The organism is Streptomyces sp. NPDC026500, assembly GCF_055567635.1.
The window spans coordinates 41129-59907 of sequence record NZ_JBVHQB010000004.1; the positions used below are offsets into that span (position 1 = coordinate 41129).

18 protein-coding genes are annotated in these 18779 nt (G+C 72.6%); 11 read left to right on the plus strand and 7 right to left on the minus strand.

Translation table 11 applies throughout. The features are described from left to right. Window positions 1-40 precede the first annotated feature (40 nt). From ACZ4N5_RS08440 to ACZ4N5_RS08460, 5 genes are read left to right on the plus strand one after another with little or no spacing between them, the layout of a single operon-like run. Complete coding sequence (locus ACZ4N5_RS08440; RefSeq protein ID WP_467756350.1) at window positions 41-1360, plus strand: MFS transporter; 1320 nt, start codon at window positions 41-43, stop codon at window positions 1358-1360. Then, window positions 1357-2211, plus strand: a complete 855-nt coding sequence (locus ACZ4N5_RS08445; RefSeq protein ID WP_467756351.1) for a putative hydro-lyase — start codon at window positions 1357-1359, stop codon at window positions 2209-2211. Before ACZ4N5_RS08440 ends, ACZ4N5_RS08445 begins: the two co-directional genes overlap by 4 nt. 29 nt (window positions 2212-2240) lie before the next feature. After that, the gene (locus ACZ4N5_RS08450) at window positions 2241-2999 is read left to right on the plus strand and encodes a LamB/YcsF family protein (RefSeq protein WP_467756352.1); all 759 of its coding nucleotides are present in this window, start codon (window positions 2241-2243) and stop codon (window positions 2997-2999) included. A 50-nt stretch (window positions 3000-3049) separates the two neighbouring features. After that, complete coding sequence (locus ACZ4N5_RS08455) at window positions 3050-3676, plus strand: 5-oxoprolinase subunit B family protein (protein ID WP_467756722.1); 627 nt, start codon at window positions 3050-3052, stop codon at window positions 3674-3676. After that, a complete protein-coding gene (locus ACZ4N5_RS08460) occupies window positions 3673-4542 on the plus strand; it encodes a 5-oxoprolinase subunit C family protein (protein WP_467756353.1) in 870 nt (289 codons plus the stop codon). Before ACZ4N5_RS08455 ends, ACZ4N5_RS08460 begins: the two co-directional genes overlap by 4 nt. 81 nt (window positions 4543-4623) lie before the next feature. Here the strand turns inward: ACZ4N5_RS08460 and ACZ4N5_RS08465 are convergent, their stop codons facing one another. The 5 genes from ACZ4N5_RS08465 to ACZ4N5_RS08485 form a co-directional block, all read right to left on the minus strand. After that, window positions 4624-5466, minus strand: a complete 843-nt coding sequence (locus ACZ4N5_RS08465) for an SGNH/GDSL hydrolase family protein (RefSeq protein ID WP_467756354.1) — start codon at window positions 5464-5466, stop codon at window positions 4624-4626. Beyond that, the gene (locus ACZ4N5_RS08470; protein WP_467756355.1) at window positions 5463-6617 is read right to left on the minus strand and encodes a glycosyltransferase; all 1155 of its coding nucleotides are present in this window, start codon (window positions 6615-6617) and stop codon (window positions 5463-5465) included. Before ACZ4N5_RS08470 ends, ACZ4N5_RS08465 begins: the two co-directional genes overlap by 4 nt. Then, on the minus strand, window positions 6614-7777 hold the full coding sequence (locus ACZ4N5_RS08475; RefSeq protein WP_467756356.1) for a glycosyltransferase family 4 protein: 1164 nt from the start codon (window positions 7775-7777) through the stop codon (window positions 6614-6616). The genes ACZ4N5_RS08470 and ACZ4N5_RS08475 overlap by 4 nt, the downstream gene beginning before the upstream one ends. Before the next feature lie 139 nt (window positions 7778-7916). Continuing rightward, the gene (locus ACZ4N5_RS08480; RefSeq protein WP_467756357.1) at window positions 7917-9335 is read right to left on the minus strand and encodes a HEAT repeat domain-containing protein; all 1419 of its coding nucleotides are present in this window, start codon (window positions 9333-9335) and stop codon (window positions 7917-7919) included. A gap of 300 nt (window positions 9336-9635) precedes the next feature. After that, window positions 9636-10028, minus strand: coding sequence for an ankyrin repeat domain-containing protein (locus tag ACZ4N5_RS08485; protein WP_467756358.1), 393 nt, complete (start codon window positions 10026-10028; stop codon window positions 9636-9638). A 260-nt stretch (window positions 10029-10288) separates the two neighbouring features. On the opposite strand from ACZ4N5_RS08485, the gene ACZ4N5_RS08490 reads away from it, so the two are divergent. Together ACZ4N5_RS08490 and ACZ4N5_RS08495 are read left to right on the plus strand one after the other, a co-directional pair. Continuing rightward, window positions 10289-10483 (plus strand): hypothetical protein, encoded by a 195-nt coding sequence (locus ACZ4N5_RS08490; RefSeq protein WP_355839398.1) that lies wholly within the window; start codon window positions 10289-10291, stop codon window positions 10481-10483. Window positions 10484-10522: 39 nt separating this feature from the next. Beyond that, a complete protein-coding gene (locus tag ACZ4N5_RS08495; RefSeq protein WP_467756359.1) occupies window positions 10523-12100 on the plus strand; it encodes a hypothetical protein in 1578 nt (525 codons plus the stop codon). A gap of 232 nt (window positions 12101-12332) precedes the next feature. On the opposite strand, the gene ACZ4N5_RS08500 is transcribed toward ACZ4N5_RS08495, so the two are convergent. Beyond that, window positions 12333-13832: an SCO1417 family PLP biosynthesis transcription factor gene (locus ACZ4N5_RS08500; RefSeq protein WP_467756360.1), complete on the minus strand. Its 1500-nt coding sequence runs from the start codon at window positions 13830-13832 to the stop codon at window positions 12333-12335. 63 nt (window positions 13833-13895) lie between these two features. Between ACZ4N5_RS08500 and yczE the strand changes: the two genes are divergently transcribed. The 4 genes from yczE to ACZ4N5_RS08520 all read left to right on the plus strand — a co-directional run bounded on the left by yczE (window position 13896) and on the right by ACZ4N5_RS08520 (window position 17403). Continuing rightward, the gene (gene yczE, locus ACZ4N5_RS08505; protein WP_467756361.1) at window positions 13896-14618 is read left to right on the plus strand and encodes a membrane protein YczE; all 723 of its coding nucleotides are present in this window, start codon (window positions 13896-13898) and stop codon (window positions 14616-14618) included. Next, complete coding sequence (locus tag ACZ4N5_RS08510) at window positions 14615-15382, plus strand: glycerophosphodiester phosphodiesterase (protein ID WP_467756362.1); 768 nt, start codon at window positions 14615-14617, stop codon at window positions 15380-15382. Before yczE ends, ACZ4N5_RS08510 begins: the two co-directional genes overlap by 4 nt. Before the next feature lie 41 nt (window positions 15383-15423). Then, a complete protein-coding gene (locus tag ACZ4N5_RS08515) occupies window positions 15424-16773 on the plus strand; it encodes an MFS transporter (protein WP_467756363.1) in 1350 nt (449 codons plus the stop codon). 255 nt (window positions 16774-17028) lie between these two features. Continuing rightward, complete coding sequence (locus ACZ4N5_RS08520) at window positions 17029-17403, plus strand: RNA polymerase-binding protein RbpA (RefSeq protein ID WP_003977404.1); 375 nt, start codon at window positions 17029-17031, stop codon at window positions 17401-17403. Between the two features lie 454 nt (window positions 17404-17857). Here the strand turns inward: ACZ4N5_RS08520 and fxsA are convergent, their stop codons facing one another. Then, on the minus strand, window positions 17858-18427 hold the full coding sequence (fxsA, locus tag ACZ4N5_RS08525; RefSeq protein ID WP_467756364.1) for an FxsA family membrane protein: 570 nt from the start codon (window positions 18425-18427) through the stop codon (window positions 17858-17860). Window positions 18428-18779 lie beyond the last annotated feature (352 nt).

Genomic DNA, 18779 nt, shown 5'->3' on the forward strand with positions numbered 1-18779 from the left:
CAGTCCTCAAGCACCCTCCGTCCCTCACTGCGAGGTGCCCATGAGCACGACCCCTCCATCCCAGGCCCTGACCCCCGGCACTCCACCCGTCACGGGTGAACCCACCGATCAGGAAGGCACTTTCGGCTGGCTGCGCGCCCTCGGCCCGCGGGGCCGGCGTGCCTTCGGCGGCGCGTTCGGCGGCTACGGCCTCGACTCGTACGACTACTTCACCCTGCCGCTGAGCATGGTCGCCCTCGCGGCGTACTTCGGCCTGGACAGCGGCCAGACCGGTCTGTTCACCACGGTCACGCTGGTCGTCTCCGCGGTCGGCGGCGCCGTCGCCGGTGTGGTCGCGGACCGGATCGGACGCGTCAAGGCTCTGATGATCACCGTGATCACCTACGCGGTGTTCACCGTGGCCTGCGGTTTCGCACCCAACTACGAGACGCTGCTGGTGTTCCGTGCCCTCCAGGGCCTCGGTTTCGGCGGCGAGTGGGCGGTCGGCGCGGTCCTGGTCGCCGAATACGCGAGCCCCCGGCACCGGGGGCGCACGCTCGGCGCGGTCCAGAGCGCCTGGGCCGTCGGCTGGGGCCTGGCGGTGGTCGTCTACACGCTGGTCTTCCAGTACCTCGACGACGACATCGCCTGGCGCGTGATGTTCTGGACCGGCGCGCTGCCCGCGCTGCTCGTGGTCTGGGTCCGGCGCCAGGTGCGGGACGCCCCCGAGCCGGCCGCGGTCCGCGAGAAGAGCGCGGACAAGGGATCGTTCATCGCGATCTTCAAGCCCGGCACGGCCGAGGTCCCCGGCCTGCTGCGCACCACGTTCTTCGCGGTCCTGCTCTCCACCGGTGTCCAGGGCGGCTACTACACGCTGGCCACCTGGGTGCCCACCTATCTCAAGACGGAGCGCGGACTGTCCGTCGTCGGCACCGGCGGCTACCTGACGCTGCTGATCTCCGGAGCCTTCCTCGGTTACCTCACGGGCGGTCTCCTCACCGACCGCCTGGGCCGCAAGCGCAACATCCTGCTCTTCGCGATCCTCTCCGCGGCCTGCGTCCTCGCCTACGCGAACATCCCCAGCGGCGCCAACACCCTTCTCCTGGTGCTCGGTTTCCCGCTCGGCTTCTGCATGTCGGCGATCTTCAGCGGCTTCGGCTCGTTCCTCAGCGAGCTGTACCCGGCGGCGGTGCGGGGCACTGGGCAGGGCTTCGCGTACAACACCGGGCGCGCCGTCGGCGCGGCCTTCCCCACGACGGTCGGCTTCCTGGCCGACAGCTGGGGCGTGGGCGGCGCGCTGGTCTTCGGTGCGATCGGCTACGCGCTGGCCGCCCTCGCCCTGATCGGACTCCCCGAGACGCGTGGCAAGGAGCTCCTGTGAACGACACCGTCCAGGTCCGGCCGCCGGCCCTCACGGGGGACCGCTCGCCGAACCAGCTGAAGCCCTCCGGTGACGCGCACGCGTGGACCCCGGGGAAGGCCCGCCGGCGCTTCCGTTCGGGGCTGTCGGTCCCCACCGCCGGAATCGCCGCGGGCCACGCCCAGGCGAACCTCATCTCGGTGCCCGCCGACTGGGCGTACGAGACGCTGCTGTTCTGCCAGCGCAACCCGAAGCCGTGTCCCGTCGTCGACGTCACCGACGCCGGTTCCTGGACCACTCCGCTCGCCGCGGGCGCGGACCTGCGCACCGATCTGCCGGGCTACCGGGTGTGGGAGCACGGCGCGTTGATGGCCGAGCCCAGCGACGTCGTCCAGTACTGGCGGTCCGACCTGGTGTCCTTCCTGATCGGGTGCAGCTTCACCTTCGAGTGGGCGCTGACCTCGGCGGGCGTCCCGATGCGCCACATCGAGCAGGGCCGCAACGTCTCGATGTACGTGACGGCGCGTCAGTGCCGCCCGGCGGGGCGGCTGCACGGCCCCATGGTCGTGTCGATGCGTCCGGTGCCGCCCGAGCACCTGAGCGCGGCGATCAGGGAGAGCAGTCTGCTGCCCGCCGTGCACGGCGCTCCGGTGCACTGCGGTGATCCGTCGGGGCTGGGCATCGAGGATCTCTCGCGCCCCGACTTCGGCGATCCGGTGATCGCGGCCCCGGACGACATCCCGGTGTTCTGGGCGTGCGGAGTGACGCCCCAGGCGGCCGTGATGGCGTCCCGTCCGCCGTTCGCGATCACCCACGCGCCCGGACAGATGTTCATCACGGACACCCGTGACGAGCAGTACCGAGTGGCCTGAACGGGCCGGAAGAGGAGACACGGCAACTCATGACCCGCATCGATCTCAACGCCGATCTCGGCGAGGGCTTCGGCCGCTGGCGGCTGACCGACGACGAACAGCTGTTGTCCGTCGTGACCAGCGCCAACGTGGCCTGCGGCTTCCACGCCGGGGACGCGGTCACCATGCGGCGGGTGTGCGAGCTGGCGGCGGAGCGGGGCGTACGGATCGGCGCCCAGGTCTCCTACCGTGACCTGGCGGGGTTCGGGCGGCGCGCGATGGACGTGCCGCCCGACGAGCTGGCGGCCGAAGTGGCCTACCAGATCGGCGCCCTGGAGGTCTTCGCGCGCGCGGCGGGCTCGCGGGTGGCGTACGTGAAGCCGCACGGCGCGCTCTACAACCGTGTCGTGCACGACGAGGAGCAGGCGGCGGCGGTCGTCGACGGCGTCGTGCTCGCGGGCGCCGCGCTGCCCGTCCTCGGTCTGCCGTCCTCGCGCATTCTGAAGATCGCCGAGCGGGCCGGACTACCCGTCGTCACCGAGGCGTTCGCGGACCGCGCGTACACCGAGGAGGGCACTCTCGTGCCGCGTACCCAGCAGGGCGCGGTGATCACGGAGGCCGAGGCCGTGGTCGAACGCTCACTGGGCCTGGCCCGCTTCGGGGTGGTCACCTCCCACTCCGGGGAGCGCGTTCCGATCCGCGCGCGCTCCCTGTGCCTGCACGGGGACACACCGGGCGCGGTCGAACTGGCCCGCCGGGTGCGCGCCCGGCTGGAGTCGTCGGGCGTGCGCGTGGAGGCGTTCGCATGAGGGCCCGGCTCGTCGGAGGCAGCACGGAGCCGGTGTCTGCCTGCGCCGGTATGAAGGCTTTGCCCGTCGGCGACCGGGCGCTGCTCGTCGAGGTGTCGTCGGGGGAGGCCGCCCAGGCCCTGCACGCCGAGCTGGTGCGGCGCCGCGCGGAGGGCTCATTGTCCGTGCGGGAGATCGTCCCCGCGGCCCGCACGGTGCTCCTGGACGGCCTGGACGGCCTGGACGACCCCGCGCGGCTCGCCGAGCGGCTGCCCGGCTGGGAGATCCCCCCGCTGGACGCGCGCGCGGACGACGCCGTCGAGATCCCGGTACGGTACGACGGTCCCGACCTGGCGGATGTGGCGGCCCTTTGGGGGGTGGCTGTTGAGGACGTGCCCCAGATCCACGCGGCGGCCGAATTCCGGGTCGCCTTCTGCGGGTTCGCGCCCGGCTTCGGCTACCTCACGGGACTGCCCGCGCGGTACGACGTGCCGCGCCGGGCGACCCCGCGGACGGCGGTGCCCGCGGGCTCCGTGGCACTCGCCGGCCCGTACACCGGTGTGTACCCGCGCAGTTCGCCGGGCGGCTGGCAGTTGATCGGCACGACGGACGCGGTGCTGTGGGACCACGCGCGCGTACCGGCCGCGCTGCTGGCCCCGGGCGCGCGGGTCCGCTTCGTAGCGGCGGGGTGTTCATGAGCGACAGGGCCCTCGCGGTGGTGCGGGCCGGGGCCCTGACCACCGTCCAGGACCAGGGGCGGCCCGGCCACGCGCATCTCGGGGTACCGCGCTCCGGAGCGCTCGACGCGCCCGCGGCGGCGCTGGCCAACCGGCTCGTCGCCAATCCCGCGGAGGCCGCCGTGCTGGAGACGACACTCAACGGCTGCGCCCTGCGCCCCCGTTCGACTGTCACCGTGGCGGTGACCGGAGCGCCCTGCCCGGTGACGGTGGACGGTCGCCCGGCCGCCTGGGGGGCTCCCGTCCGGGTACCCGCGGGGGCACTCCTGGATGTCGGTTCCGCGCGCGCGGGGCTGCGGAGTTATGTGGCCGTGTCCGGTGGCGTGGCGGTCGATCCGGTGCTCGGCAGCCGCTCGACCGACCTTCTCTCGGGGCTCGGTCCCCCGCCCCTCACGGACGGCGCGGTGCTTCCCCTGGGGCACCCTGGCACCCTTCACGCGCGCGTGGACGTCGTTCCGCACCGCGCCCCGCCCGCCGAGCTGGTCCTGCGGGTGACCCTCGGCCCGCGCGCCGACTGGTTCACGGAACCTGCCCTACGGACGCTCACGACCCGCGCCTACCGGGTCTCGGCGGCGAGCAACCGCATCGGTCTGCGCACGGAAGGGCCCTCCCTGGAGAGGGCCGTCTCCGGCGAACTCCCCAGTGAGGGCATGGTGCTGGGTGCCGTCCAGGTGCCGCCCGACGGCTTCCCGGTGGTCTTCCTCGCCGACCATCCGACCACCGGGGGGTACCCGGTGATCGCGGTCGTCCGTGCCGATGACCTCCCGGCGGCCGCTCAGGCGGTCCCGGGAACCCCGGTGCGCTTCGTGGCCGCACGCCGCGGCTGAGGCCGCCGGACCTCCGTACACCGGCGAACGGGGCGCCGGGCTCGCCCCCGGCCGTACCTCCCTCGCAGGTCCGCCCACCCGTCATGCCACGTCCGGCCGTTCGGACACCGACAGGGCCGCCAGGGCGGACGCGACCGCGTGCGAGGCGCTCAGGTCGAGGCGGGCGCTGGTGCCCCGGGCCCGGTGGCGCACCTCGGACGCGGCGAGGGTGAGCAGTTGAGGCAGCAGGTCCGTGCAGCGCCGGGCCACCCATCCCGTGCCCGCCGTGGCCAGCCACAGAAGGCTCGCCGAGCGGGTCGGCGCGGGGAACTCGGGCTCGGCCGAGGGCGCGATCCCATCGGCGATGCCCTCCTCGGTGAGCAGGGCGTGGAAGCGCAGGGCGAGTCGGCGGTGCCCCAGCTCCCCCGGGTGCAGCCGGTCCGCGCTCCACACGGCGCGGTCCTTCAGCCACTCCTCCTCCGCCGCGTGCAGATGCATCGCCCCGTACCGCTCCGAGAGCGCGTGCACGACCGCGTTGACCGCGTGCTGCCGCCGGGCCAGCGGGCGGGCCAGGGCGCCCGGCAGCCCGAGCATCGAGCCCGGGTCGGGGAGACAGGCCGTCATCACGATCGCGTCCCGCGCGCGGAACGCCGCGTACACCTTGTCGAGCCGTTCGGCCACCGAGTGGATGTCGAAGGTGTACCGCAGGGTGTCGTTGACGCCGATCACGACGGAGACGATGTCGGGCTCCAGGGCGAGCGCCGCCGGGGTCTGCCGTTCGAGGACGTCCCGTGTCTGCGCCCCGCTGACCGCGAGGTTGGTGAACCGCACGGGCGCGTCCGCCGGGGCGAGCCCCGGGGCGAGCAGCTCGGCCCACCCCCGCCACCGGTCCCCCACGCCTTCCGTGAGCGAGTCCCCGAGGGCGACGAACCGAACCGGTCTCATGCCACGCCCTCCTGGAGGCGCGGCCGTGTCCCGGCCACCGCGTCGTGCGCGGCGAGGAAGCCCGACACAGCGGCGTCCCAGCCGAAGCACTCCGCACGCGCGCGTGCGGCCTGCCTGCGCTCGCTCTCGGTGCGGCCGAGCAGCAGCCGTACCGCGTCCGCGAAGGAGTCCCCGCTGTCGGAGGCGGTGGCTCCGGCGGAGCCGACGATCTCCGGCAGGGCGGACAGCGAGCTGGCGACCACGGGGGTGCCGCAGGCCATCGCCTCCAGGGCGGCGAGCCCGAAGGTCTCCGCGGGCCCGGGTGCCAGGCACACGTCCGCCGAGGCCTGCAGCGAGCCGAGGAGGGTGCGGTCGGCGACGTGCCCGAGGAAGGTGACGGGCAACCTGCGTTCCCGGGCCCGCTGTTCGAGCCGGGCCCTGAGCGGTCCGTCCCCGGCGACCACGAGCACGGCCCGCTCGCCGCGCCGCAGCAGCGCCTCCAGCGCGTCGAGCGCCGTACCGGGACGCTTCTCGACCGAGAGCCGGGAGCACATCACGAGCAGAACCTGGTCCGCGCGCGCGTAGCGGGCACGCAGCGCCGGGTCCCGCAGTTCGGGGTGCCGGTCGACAAGGTCGACGCCCAGGGGGGCGCGTACGACATTGCGGGCGCCGATGCGCACGAACTCGCGCTCGGCGAACTCCGTGGTGCACACCACCCGCGAGTAGGTGTGCGCCGTACGGACGTTGAGGGCGTCGGCGGTCCGCCGGGCCATCGCCTCGGACAGTCCCCAGGTCCGCAGCACACCGTCGGCGGTCTCGTGGGAGACCATCACCGCGGGCACCCGGGCCCGCCGCGCCCAGACTCCGGTCCAGCGCAGCGTGGTGCGGTCGGAGACTTCGAGGCGGTCGGGGGCGAGCGACTCCAGGAGCCGGGCCACCCGCCGCTTGTCCGTGAGGACGCGATAGCCGCCGGTCCCGGGCAGCAGTGGGCCGGGCAGTGTGATCACCCGCCCCTGCTCGGTGTCGCGGTCGCTCGCGCGCTCGCCGGGTATGACGAGCACCGGTTCGTGGCCGGCCGCCAGATAGCCGGCGCCGAGCTCCCGCAGCGCGGTGCGCAGGCCCCCGGAGGAGGGGGCGACGAAGTTGGCGAGCCGTACGATGCGCAGACTCATGCCGCCACCAGCTTCCGTGCGGAGAGCACATCCTCGTAGTGGCCGATGAGCTGGTCGCCCACCGCGGCCCAGGTACGGCCGTCGACCATGGCATGACCGGCGGCGCCGTAGGCCGCCCGCAGCGCGGGATCGGCGGCCAGCGTGCGCACCGCGTCCCGTACGGCGTCGCTGTCGCGGGGCGGGACCAGCAGCCCGGTGCGCCCGTGGGCGACCAGGTCGAGCGGTCCGCCGGCGGCGGGCGCGACGACGGGCACTCCGCTGGCCATGGCCTCCTGCACGGTCTGGCAGAAGGTCTCGAAGGGGCCGGTGTGCGCGAAGACGTCCAGCGAGGCGAAGATCCGGGCGAGTTCGTCGCCGGTGCGCCGGCCGAGGAAGACCGCGCCGGGGAGCGCTCCGCGCAGGGTGGCCTCACTGGGTCCGTCGCCGACCACGACGACGCGGACGCCGTCCAGTTCGCAGACCCCGGAGAGCAGTTCTATGTGCTTCTCGGGGGCGAGCCGACCGACATAGCCGACGATCAGTTCACCGTTCGGCGCCAGTTCACGGCGGAGCGCCTCGTCGCGGTGGTCGGGGCGGAAGCGGACCGTGTCGACACCGCGCGCCCACAGCCGTACCCGGGGCACGCCGTGCGCCTCCAGGTCGTGCAGGGCCGCGCTGGACGGAGCGAGTGTCCGGTCGGCGGCGGCGTGCACGGAGCGGATGCGCCGCCACGCGGTGGCCTCACCCGCGCTGATGTACGTACGGGCGTATCCGGCGAGGTCGGTCTGGTAGACGGCCACGGCGGGGATGCCGAGCCGGGAGGCGGCCGCCATGCCGCGGACGCCGAGGATGAAGGGGCTGGCCAGGTGGACGATGTCGGCGCGGTGTTCGGTGATGGCCGCGGCGACACGTCGGCTGGGGAGGGCGACGCGGACCTGGGGATAGCCCGGGAGCGGAAGGGAGGGGACACGGACGACCGGGCACGGCGCGAGGGCGTCGGGCCCGCTCCTGGTGGGGGCGCCTCCCTGTTCGGGGGAGGCCGAGAACTTGGGGGAGGTGGCCGGGGCGACGACAAGGGGAGCGTGACCGCGATCGACGAGGTGCCGGGCGGTCTGGAGCGCGCAGTGGGCCACGCCGTTCACGTCGGGGGGAAAGGATTCGGTCACGATGACGACACGCATACGGGTGTTCTCGCCGCACTGGACGTGGCCGCGTCAACGTGGATCTATGCGAACGATGAACGTCCCGTGAGCGTTGCGCTCCGCACCCGTCCAGGTCAGCCCCCGTCCACGCGCTCCTGACTCCCGGGTCACCGAACGTTCATACGGCCGGCATGTCGGGTCCGATCCTGCTCCGTACCGCTGTCTGGACTTCGGCCTCCTCGGCCGGATCCGCCGCGAGCCGGCGCAGCTGATCCACCACGCGCGCGTCACCGGTCTCGGCGTTCCGGGCGGCGATCTCGCGGGTGGTCTCCTCGCAGTCCCACAGGCACTCGACGGCGAAGCCGGCGGGGAAGGAGGGATCGGTGACGGCCAGGGCACGTGCGGCGCGCTGGCGCAGATGTGATGACGCGGTCTCCCGGTAGATGTGCCGCAGCACGGGGGCGGCACAGGCGATGCCGAGCCGTCCGGTGCCGTCGACGAGGGTCCACAGGGTCGGCGCGTCGGGGCCCTCGCCCCGTACCGCTTCGCGCAGGGCGGCCAGGACGAGGTCGCGGTCCTGAGCCCCGCCCCGGCAGGCGAGCATGCGGCCGGCGGCGGCGCCGAGGGCGTCGGGCCGGTGCGCCCAGCCCCGCGCCCGGTCGACGGCGGCGACGCTCCGCATCCGTTCGAAGGCGTCGACGGCGGCCTCGGCGACGGGCGTCGACGCGGTCGCGACCGCCGCTTCGATCAGGTCGAGGGCGTCCGGATCGTTGCCGTCGGCGAGATAGCGCAGGGCTGTGCAGCGGGCGCCCTCGGCGCCGTGGCGAGCGGCCTCGACGATCTCGGGACGGTCCTCCGGTCCGGCGACGGCGGTCAGGCAGCGGGCGGCCGGGACGTGCAGCGCGGCTCCGCGGTCGATGCCCTGCTGGGCCCAGTCGAAGACGGCGCCGACGCTCCACCCGGGGCGGGGTCCTGACGGCCGCATCTGGCGCTGCCATCGGTCGAAGGAACCGGCTTCCTGGGCGGCACGCACGCGGGTGGCGATGGACGTGCGGGAGTCGTCGGCCCACAGCCGCCAGGGCCGTGGCTCGAAGGAGTCGCGTACGACGGCGGCGAGGGCGGCCTCACCCTCCGGATCGGCCGGGAACCGGGCGAGCACGGGGGCGGCGAGGGCGCGCAGGCCCGCGTCGTCGTCGCGCAGGGCCAGTTCGTCGAGGGCCCAGGCCCAGTTGGAGCCGACGGCCGCGTACCGGCGCAGCAGCGCGAGCGCGTCGCGCCTGCCGTAGGAGGCGAGGTGCCCGAGGACCGCGAGGGCGAGCCCCGTGCGTGACTCGCAGTCGTCGAGCACGTCCTCGGCATCGAAGAGGTGCCGCTCGATCTCGTCGAGCTCACCGCTCAGATCGAGGTAGAGACGGGCGTAGTACAGAGAGCGGTTCTCCACCTGCCAGTCGTGGCGGGGGTCCCTCAGAACACAGTGGTTCAGTGCCGCGAGCGCTTCGGCCCGCGGTGCGGTGAGTGCGTGCAGCGTGCCGTCGCCGCGGCCCCTCTGGAGCAGGCCGAGCAGGGTTCCGCTGGGCGCTATGACCGGATCGAACATGGGAAACAGCCTCACATCAAGCGTCGACGCAACCGGGATCCTGCATTACCTGGCCGCGTAACAACACGTCGGGGCGCCCGCCGTCTCTTGCTTGTTGTAGACCATCTTCCTCTGCCTCTCGTCGGTGGCCCATGCGGGCCGCGTCACGGCCCGCGCGGTGCGGCAACTTCTGCCCAGCCGTCGCGTCCGTGAATCACGTCGACATGATGACTCGGCGGTTCTTCCTGCCGCGACCGTATTTCCGGCGGCCCCGTTCCGCCTCCCCTTTTTCCTGCGTCTCGCCTGGTCAGAGCGTTCGGGTTACTGCGTGCCGAACAATTCGAGCAGGTCCGTCTTGGCAAACATGCGCGCCGTGTCGACGGCCGAGGGGGTACCCGCGGCCGGACTGGCACCGGCGGCCAGGAGGACCCGGATGACGGCTTCCTCGCCCTTGAAGACGGCTCCGGCGAGGGGGGTCTGGCCCCGGTCGTTGACGCGGTCGGCCTCGGCGCCGCGCTCCAGCAGGGCGCTGACCGCCTCCGCGTGACCGTGGTAGGCGGCGAGCATCACGAGCGAGTCGCCGCGGTCGTTGGTGAGGTCGGCCGGAACACCCGCGTCGACATACGCCACGAGCGTCTCCGTCTCGCCGCGTCGCGCCAGATCGAAGATCTTGGTCGCGAGCTCCACGACCTCGGGGTCGGGGGCTTCGCTCATCGGCCGGACCGCCTCTCACTGCAACCGTTCGGGTGAATCGACAGGGTACTGGCTCCGGCGGCACATCACAGGCATCCTCCGAGGCAAAGATCACAAAGGGCGCATCGGACGCAACGGACCAGCTCAGGCGGCTCAAGACAGCTCCATCGCGCGGGTGAAATGAGCCGCATTTCACCCAGTTGCACCTTTTATCGTATGGATACATGCTGTGATCCTGGAACAACTCATGGTGACCGTCCCCACGAACCAGGAGAGCTCAAATGATTCTGTCCATGTCAGGCGTCGTCCTTCTCGGCATCATCGTCTTCCTCTTCTTCAAGAAGGACGGGCTGAAGGCGTCGCACGCAATGGTGGCCGCACTCTTCGGCTTCTACCTCGCGAGCACGGCCATCGCGCCGAGCATCAAGGCCGGCGGGGAGAGCCTGGCGGGCCTCCTCGGCGGGATCAAGTTCTGACGACGTCCCCCACCTCGTACGCACCTTCAGGAGACAGCAGTGGCTCGGCGCCCTCTCCCCCGCATCCTCAGCAACGGCACCGCACAGATCGCCAAGAGCCGGGAGCTGGCCCGGACGGCAGCCGACAGCGCCACCGATGTCCTCCATCCACTGATCACGGTCACCCGTGGACTGCGCCGGCTGGCAGCCGCCGGACGGCGCAAGTGGGCCGCCACCCCCAAGGACCGGCGCGGGCCGCTGCTGTTCCTGGTGGCCTCGGTCATCCTGATCGTGGCCCTGGTGCCGTACGGACCGCTGCTCGCCGTCATCACCCTGATGGCGGCGGCAGCCTGGACCGGTCGCGAGCGCACCCCACCGCCCGCGACCGGTCCCGACGAGGCACAGACCGGACGTCTCCAGTCCCTCTACGAGGCACTCGTCCCGTACTTCTCCGCGGCCGACGACCCCGCTCCCCTGTACGCCCACGGCGGCGACTGGGAGAAGGCCTTCGACTCGTACGAGTTCGACGACGACGGACGGGTCTCCCGTCTGCTCATCCGCTACCCGGCGTACTTCACGGACGGCGAGCCGGACTCACGCGCCCGTATCGAGCAGCTCCTGCACGCCAAGTCGGGCCGCGGCCGTGAGTACCACTTCGACTGGGACGAGGAGGGCAACGAACTCACCGTCACGGTCCTCCCGCCCCTCCCCACCGACATCGCCGCCCAGCGCTTCGTCACCGCGCCCGGCGAGACGGTCCTCGGCTTCACCGATCCGGCCGACGTCCAGCGCACCCTCCCGCTCGCCCACGGAGAGGAACAGCGCGACGTTCCGCCGGTCGTCTGGCGAACGGGCGCCCGTTCCACCGAGCCGCACCTGCTGATCACGGGCGAGCCGGGCACCGGCACGACCACCCTCCTGCGCTCCATCGCCCTGCAGTCCCTCCAGTACGGCGACGTCGTCGTCGTCGACGGCGGGGGCACCGGCGAGTACGCGTGCCTGACCGGGCGCGACGGCGTACTGGCCGTCGAGTGCGCGGCGGCCGGGGCGATCGGCAGCCTGGAGTGGGCGGCGCACGAGACGGAGCGGCGGCTGATCGCCGCGAACCGCGCCCGTCAGGCGGGGCATCCCGCCCCCGACGACATCAAGAACCCGCTGTGGATTCTGCTGGACCGGCCGAGCGCGCTCGGCCACCTGGCCGCCGCCGACGGACGCAAGGACCCGCAGGCCCTGCTGCAGATTCCGCTCCGGCACGGCCGCGCGGCGGGTGTCACGGTCGTGATCGCGGAGCACTTCGAGAACCTCGACTTCCTCAGCGACGCGGTACGGCAGCACACCCGCGCGCGCGTGGTGCTCGGCGCGGCCTCGGCCGCCCAGCTGGAATCGGTCCTGGGCGCGCCCCCGCACACCACCCCGACCCGGGACGTACCGCCCGGCCGTGGCTACGCCCGCCTGGGTACGGGGCCCGTCCTGCGCCTCCAGGTCCCGGCCACGCCGGACCCCTACGACGACGCGACGAGCGAGACGCACCGGCGGGCGGTGCTCGACCTCCTCCCGGAGCGGACCACGCCGGGGGACGCGGAGAACGCGCAACCGGTGCCCTCGGAGGTCGCCGGGGTCGCGGTGGCTGAGGGGTAGGGTCACCGCTCCTCAGGTCTTCGCAGGCACACCGGACAGGCTCCGGGGTCTTCGCATGCACGGCGGACAGGCTCCGGGGTCCTCGCATGCACACCGGACAGGCCTCGAGGTCTCCGCATGGATGCCGCACGAGCCCCGAAGTCTCCGCACGCACGGACGGGCAGGAAACCCAGCTGGGTTTCCTGCCCGTCCGGCGACCGCTGCTCCGGCGTCCGTTGCTCCGGCGTCCCGGCTACGCCACGAACGTCCGCGGCCCGTCGTCCCCGCCGCTCACGCCGGTCTCCACCAGCCGAGCCGCCGCGGCCAGCCGTGCCGCCGCCTCGTCCGCGACCGCGCCGCCCACGGTGAACGGCAGCCGCACATAGCCCTCGAAGGCGCCGTCCACCCCGAACCGGGGCCCCGAGGGCACCCGCACACCGACGCGCTCACCGACCTCGGCCAGCCGCGACCCGGACAGGCCGCCCGTGCGCACCCACAGGGTGAGACCGCCGCGCGGCACCGAGAACTCCCACTGGGGCAGCTCCCTGCGGACGGCCGCGACGAGGGCGTCCCGGTTCTCGCGGGCCTGGCCGCGCCGAATGTCGACCGCCTGCTCCCAGCCCCCCGTGCTGAGCAGCCAGTTCACGGCGAGCTGTTCCAGCACGGGCGTGCCGAGGTCGGCGTAGGCGCGCGCGGCGACCAGGCTGCGGATGACGTCGGGCGCCGCCCGCACCCAGCCGATGCGCATGCCCGCCCAGAAGGCCTTGCTCGCCGAACCCACGGTGATCACGGTCGAGCCGGCCGGGTCGAAGCCGCACACGGGACGCGGCATCTCCAGGTCGTCGTCGAGATGCAGTTCGCTCATCGTCTCGTCGACCACGAGGACGGTGCCCGCCGAGCGCGCAGCGTCCACCAGCCCGCGCCGCTGGTCCTCGCCGGCGAGCGCCCCGGTGGGGTTGTGGAAGTCGGCGACGACGTACGCGAGCCGGGGCGCCGCGTCGCGCAGGACCTGGCGCCAGCGGTCCATGTCCCAGCCGGCGAGCCCCTCGGCCATCGCGACGGGCACCAGCCGGGCGCCGGCCTCGCGCATCAGCTGGAGGATGTTGGCGTAGGAGGGCGACTCGACGGCGATGCGCTCGCCGCGACCCGCGAAGAGATGGCAGATCGCGTCGATCGCGCCCATCGCTCCGGTGGTCACCATGATCTGCTCGGGCATGGTCGGGATGCCGCGCGCCGTGTACCGCTCGGCGAGCATCGCGCGGAGCGCGGGCAGGCCTGCCGGGTAGTCGCCGTGCGTGTGCGCGTACGGCGGCAGCTCCTCCAGGGCTCCCTGGACACTGCGGGTGAGCCACGGTTCGGGCGCGGGCAGCGCCGCGCAGCCGAGGTCGATCATCGAGCCGAGGGTCTCGGGGGGAAGCGGTTCCAGGCCGCGCGCGGGCAGCGGATTCCCGGCGGGGACCGCGGTCCAGCTGCCGGCTCCGCGGCGGGACTCCAGAAAACCCTCCGCCCGCAGCGCCTCATAGGCCGCGGCGACGGTCGTACGGCTGACGGACAGGGCCAGCGCCAGCTCCCGCTCCGCGGGCAGCCGTGCGGCGACCGGCACCCGCCCTTCGAGCACGAGCAGCCGCACGCCGTCGGCGAGCGCGCGATACGCGGGCGGACGCCGGGTCCCCGGCCCCGCGGGACGCTCCTGTTGGGAATTGAGGAGCCGGGCGAGCTGAGCGGCCCCTACCGCCGAAGTCCACTGCGCCATGATTCCAGTCCACCTTCCCCGAATTGGCCATGGATGAAGCAACTTCCCCTGCCACAGAGTGTCATGCGCCAGGCCACTACCACCACTGGGGGGCATCCCGTGTCCACACGCTCCGAGTCCGCACCTGCCGAGGACCCCGGGTCCGGGCGGCTCCCCCGCCGCCTCCTCCAGCTCTACGTCGGCCTGGCCCTGTACGGCGCGAGTTCGGCGCTCCTCGTGGAAGCGGGTCTCGGGCTGGAGCCGTGGAACGTGCTGCACCAGGGCCTCGCCGAGCTGACCGGCCTGACGATCGGCGTCGTGTCGATCATCGTGGGCGCCGCGGTGCTGCTCCTGTGGATCCCGCTGCGCCAGCGGCCGGGCCTCGGCACCGTCTCCAACGTCTTCGTGGTCGGCATCGCCATGGACGGCACCCTCGCGCTGGTCCCGGACGTCCACGCCCTGGCCGTACGGATTCCCCTGCTGGTGGCGGGCATCGTGCTGAACGGCGTGGCGACGGGCCTCTACATCTCCGCCCGGTTCGGCCCGGGGCCCCGCGACGGTCTGATGACAGGACTGCACCGGCGCACGGGCCGCTCGGTCCGTCTGGTGCGCACGGTCCTCGAAGTGGCCGTCGTCGCGACCGGCTTCGCGCTCGGCGGCACGGTCGGCGTCGGCACGGTGCTGTACGCCGTCGCCATCGGGCCCCTCGCCCAGCTCTTCCTGCGCGTGTTCGCCGCACGTCCGGCACCGGTCGGCAGCGCCGTTGTTGCCACAGGTCAACCGGAGCGCGCCATACTGCCCGGGTGAGCATGCGCACTCGTCACCCCTACCTCGACCATCCCGGCCCGATCCCCTTCGCGCACCGCGGCGGATCGGCGGACGGTCTGGAGAACACGCTGGCCCAGTTCCGGCGGGCGGTGAACGCCGGGTACCGCTACATCGAGACCGATGTGCACGCCACGGCGGACGGCCGGCTGGCCGCCTTCCACGACACGACTCTCGACCGGGTGACCGACGGCGCGGGCCGGATCGCGGACCTCCCCTGGGACGACGTGCGCCACGCGCGCGTGGCGGGCAAGGAGCCGGTCCCGCTCTTCGAGGAACTCCTCGAAGAGCTCCCCGAGGTTCGCTGGAACGTCGACGTCAAGGCCGAACCCGCGCTCCTCCCGCTGCTCGACCTGATCGACCGCACCGACGCCTGGGACCGTGTCTGCGTCGGTTCGTTCTCCGAGGCGCGCGTGACCCGCGCCCAGCATCTGGCCGGGCCGCGCCTCGCCACGTCGTTCGGCACCCGCGGGGTGCTCAACCTGCGGCTGCGCTCGTGGGGGGTGCCGGCGGCGGTGCGCCGCTCCGCGGTCGCGGCCCAGGTGCCCGAGACGCAGTCGGGGGTACCGGTGGTCGACCGTCGCTTCGTGCGGGCCGCCCACGCGCGCGGGCTCCAGGTGCACGTGTGGACCGTAAACGAATCGGAACGCATGCACCGGCTCCTGGACCTGGGAGTCGATGGCATCATGACCGATCACATCGACACGCTGCGCAAGGTCCTGGAAGACCGGGGCACCTGGTTCTGAACCCCCTCGCGCGGTCCGTTCACGGGGAAGCGAGGGCACGGGTGAGCACGGACACCGTGCGGGCGGGGGCAGCCGAGGAGGCTGCCGAGCGCCGGCGAGAACAACGCGGCTGGTACTTCTACGACTGGGCCTGCTCCGTCTATTCGACGAGTGTGCTCACCGTGTTCCTCGGCCCCTATCTGACAGCGGTGGCCAAGCACGCGGCGGACGCGGACGGATTCGTCCATCCGTTGGGAGTACCGGTCCGCGCCGGCTCCTTCTTCGCATACGCGGTCTCCGCCTCGGTCATCCTGTCGATCTTCGTGATGCCGATGGCGGGCGCCGCCGCCGACCGGACGGGCCGCAAGAAGCCGCTGCTCGCCGCGGCGGCCTATCTGGGCGCCGGAGCCACCACGGGCATGTTCTTCCTGGACGGCGACCGCTATCTGCTGGGCGGACTGCTGCTGATCGTCGCGAACGCCTCGCTGGCCGTGTCGATGGTCCTGTACAACTCCTACCTGCCGCAGATCGCCCCGCCCGAGGAGCGCGACGCCGTCTCGTCCCGGGGCTGGGCCTTCGGGTACGCGGCGGGCTCGCTGGTGCTGGTCGCGAACCTGGTCCTGTTCACCGCCCACGACAGTTTCGGCGTCTCCGAGTCGACGGCCGTGCGTATCTGTCTGGCCTCGGCGGGTGTCTGGTGGGGCGCCTTCACCCTCGTACCGCTGAGGCGCCTGCGCGACCGCCGAACCTCCTCCGCCGGGCGGGCGTCCGCGCACGGATGGCGGCAGCTGGCGGCCACGGTGCGCGACATGCGCGGCCAGCCGCTCACGCTGTCGTTCCTGCTCGCCTACCTCATCTACAACGACGGCATCCAGACGGTCATCTCGCAGGCCTCCGTTTACGGCTCCGAGGAGCTGGGCCTCAGCCAGTCGACCCTGATCGTGGCCGTACTGCTGGTCCAGGTACTCGCGGTCGGGGGCGCACTGGGCATGGGCCGACTGGCCCGCACGTACGGGGCGCAACGCACCATCCTCGGCTCACTCGTCGCCTGGACGCTCACCCTCGCCGCCGGGTACTTCCTGCCCGCGGGCGCGCCCGTGTGGTTCTTCGTCCTCGCGTCCGGCATCGGACTGGTCCTGGGCGGCAGCCAGGCACTGTCGCGCTCCTTGTTCTCGCACCTCGTGCCGAGCGGCAAGGAGGCCGAGTACTTCTCGGCGTACGAGATGAGCGACCGCGGAATGAGCTGGCTCGGCCCGCTGCTGTTCGGACTGACCTACCAGCTGACGGGAAGTTACCGCGACGCGATCATCTCGCTCGTGGCCTTCTTCGCCATCGGCTTCGTCCTGCTCGCCCGGGTCCCGGTGCGCCAGGCGATCCGCGACGCGGGCAATCCCGTACCCGACATGATTTAGCGTCCGGGGCCAAAGAGCGGTAGTGTACGCGTTTGGCCTGCCTGGCGTACCGTTACTGCGCGTCAATGATACTGAAGCGTTGGGTGACATCTGATGCCAGATGTGACAAACCGGGCGACGGTGGGTACAACAAGGGGCGGCTACGACGGCGACGCATGACCCACAACGGGAATCTTTACCGCCGACCGGACGTTGACCGGATGACGACGACAGCGACACCTGTCCTGTGGGCGACAAGCCCGGGAGGCACGATTCATGAGTGAGCGAGCTCTTCGCGGCACGCGCCTCGTGGTGACCAGCTACGAGACGGACCGCGGCATCGACCTGGCCCCGCGCCAGGCCGTGGAGTACGCATGCGAGAAGGGGCACCGGTTTGAGATGCCCTTCTCGGTCGAGGCGGAGATCCCGCCGGAGTGGGAGTGCAAGGTCTGCGGGGCGCAGGCACTCCTGGTGGACGGCGACGGCCCTGAGGAAAAGAAGGCCAAGCCCGCGCGTACACATTGGGACATGCTGATGGAGCGGCGCACCCGAGAGGAACTCGAAGAGGTCCTCGAGGAGCGCCTGGCCGTCCTGCGCTCCGGCGCGATGAACATCGCGGTGCATCCGCGGGACAGCCGCAAGTCCGCCTGACCCCTCCGAGGGTCGAGCGGCATACACCGCACGCCGAGACCGCGGGCACCGTACGTTACGTACGGGGCCCGCGGTCTCGTGCGTTCCGGTGAATTCCGGGGCGCCGCTTCTCGTACGTCGCCGGTGTGCCGTTTCCCGTATGCCGGCCGGGCGCCGCGTCCAGTGGGCAGGGCGGGGTGCGACGGAGTCCGGCGCCGCCTGCCCGGAGGCCGGCCCATGCCCTGGCATCCGGCCGGGCGCCTCGGGGCGACACAGCCGTGGCGCCCAGTCGTTCGATTCTCGTACGTCGTCGGGCGGGCGCCGCTGGTGTCCGGCCGGTCGGCTCGGCGGTCTTCCCCAGCCTGGGCGCCGGGGGGCCAGGGACCGTCCGGCGGATCAAGCCGGAGGAAACTTGCGGCGCCTGATCAGCGCACGTGCCGGGCCCCGTGTCTCCGGAATGATCCGTCGACAGGCCCTAGCCGTTCAGCGGCGGATAGGTGCGGCCGGGCTGACGCGGCTCGTCGTCCCTGATGACCTCGCCCTGGACCACCTTGCCGTCGGGGCGGTGGATACGGGCCTGCTGGAAGGCGTCGCCGACGGTACCGGGGGCGGCCAGCCGCATCTTGCGCTCGAAAGTGCGCTGCGTGTAGCGGCTGAGGCCCTTCTGGACCGGCGGGACGAGCAGGAGCAGGCCGATCGCGTCGGAGATCAGACCCGGGATCATCAGGAGCAGGCCGCCGAGCATCGTCAGGCCGTTGCCCCGGCTGCCCTCGCTCGTGGGCGTGACACCGTTCTGCGCCTGTTGCAGCGTCTGGCTGAGGTTCCGGAAGGCGCGGCGGCCGGCCCGCTTGATGACCACGGCGCCGAGCACGAACCCGGCGACCAGCAGCAGGAACACCGTGAAGCCGCTCGTGGCCTGCGCGACGAGGGTCAGCAGCCAGATCTCCAGCACCAGCCACACCGCGACACCCAGCGGCAGGAAGGTGCGCAGCCGCGAGCGCCGCGGGCGGGCGGGGTGAGTGGGGGTCGGAACGCCTGTCGTCATGCTCCCAGTGTGCCTGGGCTCGCCTCAGTACGGGATAAGCGGATGATCAGTCCCCGCCCCGGGGAACCGGGCCGGTCCGGACGACGGGGGCGGCTTGCGGACCCCACAGGTTCCAGGACTCCTCGCGGACCGTCCGCGCGTCACCAAGACGTGCGGGCCGCGTCCCGGCGACAGGGCTGCTCGCGGCCGACACCGCCACCTCGTACGGGCCACGTCTCGCAGGGGCCGCAGAGACGCGCGCACGCCCCTACGGGCCACGCGACACGCGCGGCCCGACCGCGCTACAGGGCTGTCAGCGGCTCGCACGGGCGACCGGGCCACTCCCGGCCCGGTCGGGAGCCAGGGACCGGCT

Excerpts from the sequence above, each read along its gene's own strand:
- ACZ4N5_RS08440 (WP_467756350.1), top strand. The coding sequence starts at position 41 with ATGAGCACGACCCCTCCATCCCAGGCCCTGACCCCCGGCACTCCACCC.
- ACZ4N5_RS08450 (WP_467756352.1), top strand. The coding sequence starts at position 2,241 with ATGACCCGCATCGATCTCAACGCCGATCTCGGCGAGGGCTTCGGCCGC.
- ACZ4N5_RS08455 (WP_467756722.1), top strand. The coding sequence starts at position 3,050 with ATGAAGGCTTTGCCCGTCGGCGACCGGGCGCTGCTCGTCGAGGTGTCG.
- ACZ4N5_RS08460 (WP_467756353.1), top strand. The coding sequence starts at position 3,673 with ATGAGCGACAGGGCCCTCGCGGTGGTGCGGGCCGGGGCCCTGACCACC.
- ACZ4N5_RS08465 (WP_467756354.1), bottom strand. The coding sequence starts at position 5,466 with ATGAGACCGGTTCGGTTCGTCGCCCTCGGGGACTCGCTCACGGAAGGC.
- ACZ4N5_RS08470 (WP_467756355.1), bottom strand. The coding sequence starts at position 6,617 with ATGAGTCTGCGCATCGTACGGCTCGCCAACTTCGTCGCCCCCTCCTCC.
- ACZ4N5_RS08475 (WP_467756356.1), bottom strand. The coding sequence starts at position 7,777 with ATGCGTGTCGTCATCGTGACCGAATCCTTTCCCCCCGACGTGAACGGC.
- ACZ4N5_RS08480 (WP_467756357.1), bottom strand. The coding sequence starts at position 9,335 with ATGTTCGATCCGGTCATAGCGCCCAGCGGAACCCTGCTCGGCCTGCTC.
- ACZ4N5_RS08485 (WP_467756358.1), bottom strand. The coding sequence starts at position 10,028 with ATGAGCGAAGCCCCCGACCCCGAGGTCGTGGAGCTCGCGACCAAGATC.
- ACZ4N5_RS08490 (WP_355839398.1), top strand. The coding sequence starts at position 10,289 with ATGATTCTGTCCATGTCAGGCGTCGTCCTTCTCGGCATCATCGTCTTC.
- ACZ4N5_RS08500 (WP_467756360.1), bottom strand. The coding sequence starts at position 13,832 with ATGGCGCAGTGGACTTCGGCGGTAGGGGCCGCTCAGCTCGCCCGGCTC.
- yczE (WP_467756361.1), top strand. The coding sequence starts at position 13,896 with ATGCGCCAGGCCACTACCACCACTGGGGGGCATCCCGTGTCCACACGC.
- ACZ4N5_RS08520 (WP_003977404.1), top strand. The coding sequence starts at position 17,029 with ATGAGTGAGCGAGCTCTTCGCGGCACGCGCCTCGTGGTGACCAGCTAC.
- fxsA (WP_467756364.1), bottom strand. The coding sequence starts at position 18,427 with ATGACGACAGGCGTTCCGACCCCCACTCACCCCGCCCGCCCGCGGCGC.